This window comes from Agrobacterium sp. 719_389 (assembly GCF_900188475.1).
In the GTDB taxonomy this organism is placed as follows: domain Bacteria; phylum Pseudomonadota; class Alphaproteobacteria; order Rhizobiales; family Rhizobiaceae; genus Agrobacterium; species Agrobacterium radiobacter.
The window spans coordinates 178,034-186,954 of sequence record NZ_FYEM01000012.1; the positions used below are offsets into that span (position 1 = coordinate 178,034).

At 59.2% G+C, this 8,921-nt stretch carries 7 protein-coding genes; 3 read left to right on the forward strand and 4 right to left on the reverse strand.

The window, feature by feature from the left end; all coding sequences use genetic code 11:
- The gene (gene metH / locus CFB10_RS20990) at positions 1-3,774 is read right to left on the reverse strand and encodes a methionine synthase (protein ID WP_020009247.1); all 3,774 of its coding nucleotides are present in this window, start codon (positions 3,772-3,774) and stop codon (positions 1-3) included.
- Positions 3,775-3,952: 178 nt separating this feature from the next.
- Here metH and CFB10_RS20995 point away from each other — a divergent pair, with 178 nt between their 5' ends.
- The gene (locus CFB10_RS20995; protein ID WP_026363413.1) at positions 3,953-5,212 is read left to right on the forward strand and encodes an AGE family epimerase/isomerase; all 1,260 of its coding nucleotides are present in this window, start codon (positions 3,953-3,955) and stop codon (positions 5,210-5,212) included.
- A gap of 133 nt (positions 5,213-5,345) precedes the next feature.
- Here CFB10_RS20995 and CFB10_RS21000 read toward each other — a convergent pair whose 3' ends face one another.
- A complete protein-coding gene (locus CFB10_RS21000) occupies positions 5,346-5,906 on the reverse strand; it encodes a dual specificity protein phosphatase family protein (RefSeq protein WP_026363412.1) in 561 nt (186 codons plus the stop codon).
- A gap of 210 nt (positions 5,907-6,116) precedes the next feature.
- Positions 6,117-6,569 carry a hypothetical protein gene (locus CFB10_RS21005; RefSeq protein ID WP_020009244.1) on the reverse strand — a complete coding sequence of 151 codons (453 nt, stop codon included), beginning with the start codon at positions 6,567-6,569 and terminating at the stop codon, positions 6,117-6,119.
- 443 nt (positions 6,570-7,012) lie between these two features.
- Here CFB10_RS21005 and CFB10_RS21010 point away from each other — a divergent pair, with 443 nt between their 5' ends.
- Positions 7,013-7,645 (forward strand): outer membrane protein, encoded by a 633-nt coding sequence (locus CFB10_RS21010; RefSeq protein WP_020009243.1) that lies wholly within the window; start codon positions 7,013-7,015, stop codon positions 7,643-7,645.
- A gap of 210 nt (positions 7,646-7,855) precedes the next feature.
- Positions 7,856-8,227 (forward strand): hypothetical protein, encoded by a 372-nt coding sequence (locus tag CFB10_RS21015; RefSeq protein WP_004430631.1) that lies wholly within the window; start codon positions 7,856-7,858, stop codon positions 8,225-8,227.
- A gap of 473 nt (positions 8,228-8,700) precedes the next feature.
- Here the strand turns inward: CFB10_RS21015 and CFB10_RS21020 are convergent.
- Positions 8,701-8,921 (reverse strand): IS3 family transposase (locus tag CFB10_RS21020; RefSeq protein ID WP_141097741.1); only part of this gene is annotated, 221 nt, incomplete at its 5' end.

Here is an 8,921-nt window from a genome sequence, read left to right on the forward strand (position 1 = left end):
TCACGCAGCGCTATCGATTTCCTCAGCACCATTCGTCGGCACGTAGTTGAGAACAGGCCCAAGCCAGCGCTCCACCTCTTCCACCGGCATATCCTTGCGGCGCGCATAATCGAGAACCTGATCGCGCTCCACCTTGGCGACGCCGAAATAATAGCTTTCGGGATGGCCGATATAGAGGCCGGAGACGGAAGAGCCGGGCCACATGGCATAGCTCTCCGTTAGTTCCACGCCCGCCGCATTGGTGGCGTCAAGCAGGGAGAAAAGCGTCTTCTTTTCGGTGTGATCGGGCTGGGCCGGATAGCCGGGCGCAGGGCGGATACCGGCATAGGCCTCGCCGATCAGCTCGTCGCCAGCAAGCGCTTCGTCCGGCGCATAACCCCAGAATTCCTTGCGCACGCGCTCGTGCATGCGCTCGGCAAAGGCTTCCGCAAAGCGGTCGGCCAGCGCCTTGACGAGGATGGACGAATAATCGTCATTCGCCCGCTCGAAACGCTCGGCAATCGCCACTTCCTCGATACCCGCCGTCACCACGAAACCACCGACATAATCGGCAACACCGCTATCGACAGGCGCCACGAAATCGGACAGCGCCACATTGGGACGACCGTCGCGCTTGGAAAGCTGCTGGCGCAGCGTGAAGAAAGTCGCAAGCTCTTGCCTGCGGCTCTCATCCGTGAACAGCCTGATATCGTCGCCCACCGCATTTGCCGGCCAGAACCCGATTACCGCGCGTGGCCGGAACCAGTTCTCCTCGATGATCTTCTTCAGCATGGCCTGCGCATCGCTATAAAGCTGCCGCGCCGCCTCACCCTGCTTTTCATCGTCGAGGATCGCCGGGAAACGGCCCTTCAACTCCCAGGTCTGGAAGAACGGCGTCCAGTCGATGTAGCGGGAAAGCTCCTCAAGATCGTAGGTTTCGAACACCTTGGTGCCGAAGAACTGCGGCTTGACGACGCTGTAGCTCGACCAGTCGATCTTGTGCGCATTCTCCCGGGCACGGGAAAGCGGCAGGCGCAGCTTTTCGCGCTCGTTGCGAGCATGGGCCTCCGCCACCTTGGCATATTCGCTGCGAATGCCATCGATATAAGCGGGCTTCTGCTCGGCGGAGAGAAGCGCCGACACGACGCCGACCGCGCGCGAAGCATCGGTGACGTAGATCGCCTGACCCTGCTCGTAACGCGGATGGATTTTCACGGCCGTATGCACGCGGCTCGTCGTTGCGCCGCCGATGAGCAGCGGAATGTCGAAGCCCTGCCGCTCCATTTCGGCCGCCACATGCACCATCTCGTCCAGCGATGGCGTGATGAGGCCCGAAAGGCCGATCACGTCAACCTTTTCGGCAATTGCCGTTTCAAGGATTTTCGTCGTCGGCACCATGACGCCAAGATCGATGATCTCGTAATTGTTGCAGGCGAGAACGACACCGACGATGTTCTTGCCGATATCATGCACGTCGCCCTTCACGGTCGCCATCAGCACCTTGCCGGCAGCACTGCGCTCAGACCCGCCATTGAGGCGTTTTTCCTCTTCCATGTAAGGAAGCAGCACGGCAACGGCCTGCTTCATCACGCGGGCGGATTTCACCACCTGCGGCAGGAACATCTTGCCCGAACCGAACAGGTCGCCGACCACGTTCATGCCGGCCATCAGCGGCCCTTCGATGACGTGCAGCGGGCGCTCCGCCTTCTGGCGCGCCTCTTCCGTATCGGCCTCGATAAAATCGGTGATGCCGTTGACCAGCGCATGTTCCAGCCGTTTCTCAACGGGAAGTTCGCGCCAGGAGAGGTCCTGCACCTTGGTGTCCTTGGCGCCTGTGCCGCGGAAACGCTCAGCCACCTCGAGCAGACGCTCCGTCGCGTCGTCGCGGCGGTTGAGCACCACGTCCTCGCAGGCCTCGCGCAGTTCCGCATCGATATTGTCGTAAACCGCAAGCTGCCCGGCATTGACGATGCCCATATCCATGCCGACCTGAATGGCGTGGTAGAGGAACACGGCATGCATCGCCTCACGCACCGGCTCGTTGCCGCGGAAGGAGAAGGACAGGTTGGAAACACCGCCGGAAATATGCGTGAGCGGCATGGTTTCGCGGATGGTCTTGGTGGCCTCGATGAAATCAACGCCGTAATTATTGTGCTCTTCGATACCCGTCGCCACCGCAAAAACGTTCGGATCGAAGATGATGTCTTCCGGTGACAGGCCGGCCTTTTCGGTCAGCAGCTTGTAGGCGCGCGAGCAGATTTCCACCTTGCGCTGATAGGTGTCGGCCTGCCCAACCTCGTCAAAGGCCATGACGACGACCGCCGCACCGTAATTGTGAACGAGCCGCGCCTGCTGGAGAAACTTCTCCTCGCCTTCCTTCAGCGAAATCGAGTTGACGATGGGCTTGCCCTGAACGCATTTCAGGCCGGCTTCGATGATCTCGAACTTCGACGAGTCGATCATGACAGGCACGCGGGCGATGTCAGGCTCGGCGGCGATGAGGTTCAAAAACTCCACCATCGCCTTTTCGGAATCGATCAGGCCTTCATCCATGTTGATGTCGATGATCTGTGCACCGTTTTCCACCTGGTCACGGGCAACGGCGAGAGCCGCCGTATAGTCGCCAGCGGTGATGAGCTTGCGGAACTTGGCCGAGCCGGTGACGTTGGTGCGTTCACCGACATTGACGAAGGGAATGTCCTTGGTCAGCACGAAGGGCTCAAGGCCGGAAAGCGACATGAAGGGCTTGTGCTCGGGAATCGGGCGCGGCTTGTAATCCTTGACCGCTTCGGCAATCGCCCGGATATGCTCGGGCGTCGAACCGCAGCAGCCGCCGACGATGTTGACGAGACCGTCGCGCACGAAGCCTTCCACCTGTCGCGCCATCATCTCAGGCGTTTCGTCATACTGACCGAATTCGTTCGGCAGGCCGGCATTCGGGTAAGCACAGATGAAAGTATCGGCGACGTCAGACAGTTCCTGCAGATGCGGACGCATCGCATCCGCACCGAGCGCGCAGTTCAGGCCGATGGTGAAAGGGTTGGCGTGGCGCACCGAATTCCAGAAGGCCGACGGCGTCTGACCGGAAAGCGTGCGGCCTGAAAGATCGGTAATCGTGCCTGAGATCATGACCGGCAGGCGGATGCCCTTGGCCTCGAAACGCTCCTCGCAGGCGAATATCGCCGCCTTGGCGTTCAGCGTATCGAAAATCGTCTCGATCAGGATGATATCGGCGCCGCCGTCGATCAGGCCGTCGATCTGCTCGCCATAGGCGATGCGCAGATCGTCGAAGGTGACGGCGCGGTAGCCGGGATTGTTCACGTCAGGCGAAATCGAGGCCGTGCGGTTGGTCGGGCCGATGGCGCCGGCCACGAAACGGCGGCGGCCGTCTTCCCGCTCGGCGCGCTGGGCGGCGCGGCGGACAATCTGCGCCCCTTCGCGGTTGAGATCGTAGACCGCATTTTCCATCTCGTAATCGGCCTGCGCGATGCGTGTGGACGAAAACGTGTTGGTCTCGAGAATATCCGCACCCGCCATGGCGTAGCGGTAGTGAATTTCTTCGATGGCGTCGGGCTGGGTCAGGATCAGAAGGTCGTTATTGCCCTTCTGGTGACAGGCGCAGCCGATGAAACGGTCGCCGCGAAAATGGTCTTCGTCAAAACCCAGACCCTGGATCTGCGTGCCCATGGCACCGTCGAGAATGAGGATGCGTTCGCTGGCAGCTTCGCGCAGCGCCTTGAAAATTTCCGCGCCGTCGCGCTTTGCCCCTTCAGGGCCAAACAGATCGTCAAACACGGGCACACTCCTCATTTCGATTTGCAAGATCGCAAGTCGTCAAGTCACATAAAGATATGTTTATGTCAATATATCTTCAAGGGACAGACATGGCTTTGCGTCGTTGCGTCACGTTACGAAATATCGCTGACAGATGACAGGTTTATACGGCAAGGATATAAGCCGAAGCAGCAAACGCATGGAGGACGCAATGCCCGAAGACGATCACAACAGCCGCAACTGGAATACCCTGCCCTGGCACCGCCAGTGGCTGGTGAAACAGGCCGAGGGACTTTTCGACTTCTTCCAGTATCGCGCCCTCAATCCCGCCGGCGGTTTCTTCGATCTCGATGCCAAGGGCGCGCCACTGCAGGCAAACGATCCCGTGCGCGGCATCCATGCCTCCGCGCGCATGGTGCATTGCTTCTCCATCGGGCACCTGCTTGGCCGCCCGGGCTGCGGCGATATCGTCGATCACGGCATGACCTATCTCTGGAACAAGCACCGCGATGGCGAACATGGCGGTTATTTCTGGCAGGTGAACGATGCCGGCCCGGTGGACGCCACCAAGCAGGGTTATGGCCATGCCTTCGTGCTTCTGGCCGCCTCTTCCGCCAAGACCGTTGGCCACCCGCTGGCCGATCGGATGCTGGCGGATATTACCGAAGTGCTGGAAACCCGCTTCTGGGAAGAAAAACACGGCGCGATCGCCGAAGAATTCAATCGCGACTGGTCGCCCATCGACAATTATCGCGGCCAGAATTCCAATATGCACCTGACCGAAGCGCTGATGGCCGCCTATGAGGTGACCGGCGACAATAACTACCTCAGCAAGGCCGAACGCATCGCCGATCTCATCATCCGTCGCCGCGCCGGCGAGCTGGATTTCCGCGTGCCCGAGCATTTCGACGAGAACTGGACGCTGGACAAGGAGTATCGCGGCAACGAAATGTTCCGCCCCTCGGGCTCCACTCCCGGCCACTGGCTGGAATGGGCGCGTCTCATCCTGCAATTGTGGGTGCTGGGCGAACGCCGCTACGACTGGATGCCTGTCGCGGCCAAATCCCTCTTCGTGCAGTCCATGGCGCTGGGCTGGGACCGGGAAAAGGGCGGATTCTTTTATACGCTGGACTGGAATGACAATCCCGACAAGCGGGCAAAGCTCTGGTGGCCCATGTCCGAGGCGGCGGGTGCGGCCCATTTCCTCAACGAGAACCTGCCGGCGGATGGCTTCTACGAAGACAGCTACCGCCGCATCTGGAGCACCATCGCCAACAACTTCATCGACCATGCCAACGGCGGCTGGCATGAGGAACTGACGGAAGATCTGGTTCCCGCCCACACGCTATTCCCAGGCAAGGGCGATATCTACCACGCGCTCCAGGCCTGCCTCATCCCGCTTTTCCCGGCGACGGGCAGCCTGACGAAGGTGATCAAGGAAAGCGGCGGGGATTATTAAGGCGCGCTGCGGCCAATAGCCCCTCTGCCGTCATGCTCGGGCTTGTCCCGAGCATCTGCGGCCTATGTATTGGACGCAAAGTGGTCGGATCCCCGGCACAGGGCCGAGGATGACGTCGCGCATAAAGCAACCCTCAAAACCCGATGGTTTCCTCGAAATCATCCCAGGACTGGTACATTTCATAGCGCCCGATGCCGGGGATCGGCACATGCCCGTAATAGGGCGAAAGCTGAAACTCGGCTGCGGCCTCGCTCTTGCCAGCCACGGCAGCCACATAGATGGCTGAGGCAAGGCCGGTGCGGTTGGCGCCATGTTCACAATGGATGAGAACAGGCTTTTCCGCATTGCGCAGCACGGCGGCCAGCGTTTCCGAATCCTCCACCGAGACCTTTTCGCTTGAACTCAGCGGGTAATCGACAAGCCGGATGCCATTGTTTTTCGCCGCGCGGCTTTCGGCTTCATACCAGCCTTCACGCTTTTCATCACGCAGGTTGATGATCGTCTTGATGCCATAGGCCTTGGCATAGGCCGCGATGTCTTTGCCGCTCGGCTGGGCCGAACGATAGAGTTCACCGGGAATGACTTCATGGAAGTTTCCGGTCAGCTGGCCGATGCCCATATGCGCACCCGCCAGAACCGGCAGGGCGACAAGGCCAATGGCCGTTATTTTCAGAAACTTCAGAACAATACGCAAAACATCAACCCACGACATCAATCGAATGAAGGGGGAAGTGGCATCGCAAATGGACGAAAACAAGTCAGCGACCATCCCGACCCGTTCCGGCGCGGACGATGGAAGTTGACCTTTCCGCCCGAAGCAACTGTGATGCAAGGGTTTTACGGCGGCCGCTCAGCGGAGCGAAAATTCTCAAAATGCCGTGATCGCCGGAAGCCGTCGAACCGTTCAGTCGAATTCTGCGGAAATGACGGTGACGCGCCATTCCAGACGCTGCGGCTCCACCCTTTCATTGTTGCGCAGCCGGAAGGAACGGCAGGCCGCGAACGTCTCCCCGGCCTCGATCCGTCTTTCGCTCACCTGATAGGGATCGAAGGCGACGGAGGCGCGGAAGGCCGGTTCGAACCCTTCGAGCGTATAGGTCAGCCGCTGCACCGCGACATTATTGTCGTTGCGGAAGCTGACGCGGATCGGCAATGCCGCATCCGGGCAGGCCGCATCGAAGCCGGCGGTCGCGACGATATGGTCGAGCCGCTGGCTGCCGCGCCGCCAGTCATAAATCACAAAAGCGGCGGTAGTCGCCCAGATCAGCAACAGGCAGATGACGACGGATTTGAGATGCCGCGGAAACGCTATGAGGGTGAGGAGAAGAATGGCGCTGAGAACGGCTCCGACAATCACGTCGTCCCTCCTCCGCTAAAATAAAGCCTCATCTGAACTCATCCTCCCATGCCCTTTCCGCCCACAACGATCCCCCTCACCGGGAGGTCACAGCGGTGGACTTTCAGCCGCAGCTTATGCCGCTTCTGGCGCGGCGCAAAGCACCGGACCCGCCGCAGTCAGCCACAACTCTATGGTCGCATCCCCCGCTGTCAAGACAACCAAGCGTGACATCCAACCACCAAAGTGCCGGACCTTTGACGAAACACCAAAGGGAACCAAACGCGGCTGAAGGCGTTCGCAGCATCAGAACAGCATGGTGGGGCGATAAAACGCCGCGAACAGGGGCAAGACGGCGGCAACGCCTGGAGGACACGAGCGCCTCTTGGAACCGCCGAACCCGGCCCCATATTAAAAGCAGCTAATCTATGCTATGGATGTCAGTCAGCTCAGGGAGAAAAACGATGAAAACGCTGATCGTAACGTCACTCCTGGCCCTGTCGGCCAGCACCGCAATGGCCGCGGATGCCGTCTACGAAACGCCTGCACCTCCGGTCGCGCAGGAAACCCTGCCGGTCTTCACCTGGTCTGGCCCCTATCTTGGTATTCAAGGCGGTGCGGGCTGGGCAAATGGCGATTTTTCGGCTGGCGGCCCGGTCGCCTCGGATAATTTCGATGGCGGCATTCTCGGCGCCTTCGTTGGTTACAACTACCAGTTCGACAATAATCTGGTGCTCGGCATCGAAGGCGATGTCGATTATAACTGGAACGACAATGACTATGCCGGCGTGCAGATAGGCACCGACTGGCAGGGTTCCGTTCGCGGCCGTGTCGGTTATGCCTTCGACCACGCCCTGCTCTATGCCACCGCTGGCTGGACCGCGACACGCGGCTTCATCGAAACGCCTGGAGCCGGCAAGGACAGCACCACGTTCAACGGCTATACCGTCGGCGCGGGTCTGGACTATGCCTTCACCGACAACGTGTTCGGCAGGCTGGAATATCGATACAACGACTATAGCGACAAGGACATCTTCGGTATCAACACCGATTTCGACCAGCACACCGTTAAAGTGGGTCTCGGTGTGAAGTTCTGATCGCGACAGAAGGATTTCGACAAGAAGCCCGGCCTACCGCCGGGCTTTTTATTGCTGAAAGCGTCCATCTTCCGCGATCCCCGCAGTCTGAAATCAGGAAAATATGAACCGCTTGAAAATGAAATATTCACAGGCCGTTCACCCGTCCCGTGCCATCATCCGGGCATAATGAGCCTCTATCTCCCGAAGCAGGCTTATGGAGTAGCCCCGATGAAAAAGATAATTCTTTCCACTATTGCCGCGTTGGTGGCCACCGGCAGCATTTTTGCATCCTATGGCACCGCCGCCGCCCAGGACTATCCCTATCGCCCGCGCTACGACCGGGGTTATGACCGTGGCGGCCCACCCCCGCCGCCCTACCGCGAACATCGCCGCCACAATGATGGCGCAGCGATTGCCGGCGGTCTCGCCGCAGGCGTCATCGGCGGCTTGATCGGCGGCGCCATCGCCAACGGCAACGGCGGCCCCCGCTACTACGAACCACCGCCGCCGCCCCCGCCGCGCTGCTGGTTCGAAGACCGCCGCGTTCCCAATTCTTATGACGGCGGCTGGCATACGGAGAGTATGCGGGTTTGTAACTGACCCGATAGCCGAAAACTCAATCTGGATGATCCGATCAGCCTAACCGGCTGGTCGGATTTTTGTTGGAGGGAACAAAAAATCCAGAAGAGGGTGATGATCGATAAAATAGGGATCCGCTGGCCTGGAATCTCGCTATTTCGTCTAGAATATGAGGAAAATGGTGGGCCCGGAGGGAGGAATCGGGCACATCGGCGCAAGCCTAGATTATAAGCGAAAACAGAGGCTTATTGGACTTCTGGATACGTTTTCGAGCTTTTTTCTGTGTACGCTAAACGGGAGGAATGTCAACATTTCATACCGTCGTATTACCAAGCCAAAGAGTTATTCGACGCTCCTGCGTAACAACTCAAAAAAGCGAAAATGGGCTTTGGCATCGCCCGTTTGGCGTTGGGTGTAGCGATATTGTGAACCAGCTTTATAGCCGCAGCGGCAGGGTCCTCTGAATAGCCCCGAGTTTCGTAGACACCCTCGGGTTAGATTTTCTGCTGCTTCTCGAACTCGACGGGCGACAGCATCCCGTTCCTGACGTGTTTGCGTTTCGGGTTGTAGAACATTTCGATGTAGTCGAACACGTCCTGGCGTGCTTCATCGCGTGAACGGTAGACTTTGCGCCGTATCCGCTCTCGCTTCAGAAGATTGAAGAAGCTCTCGGCCACCGCATTGTCATGGCAGTTGCCGCGTCGGCTCATCGAGT

Excerpts from the sequence above, each read along its gene's own strand:
- CFB10_RS20995 (WP_026363413.1), top strand. The coding sequence starts at position 3,953 with ATGGAGGACGCAATGCCCGAAGACGATCACAACAGCCGCAACTGGAAT.
- CFB10_RS21010 (WP_020009243.1), top strand. The coding sequence starts at position 7,013 with ATGAAAACGCTGATCGTAACGTCACTCCTGGCCCTGTCGGCCAGCACC.
- CFB10_RS21015 (WP_004430631.1), top strand. The coding sequence starts at position 7,856 with ATGAAAAAGATAATTCTTTCCACTATTGCCGCGTTGGTGGCCACCGGC.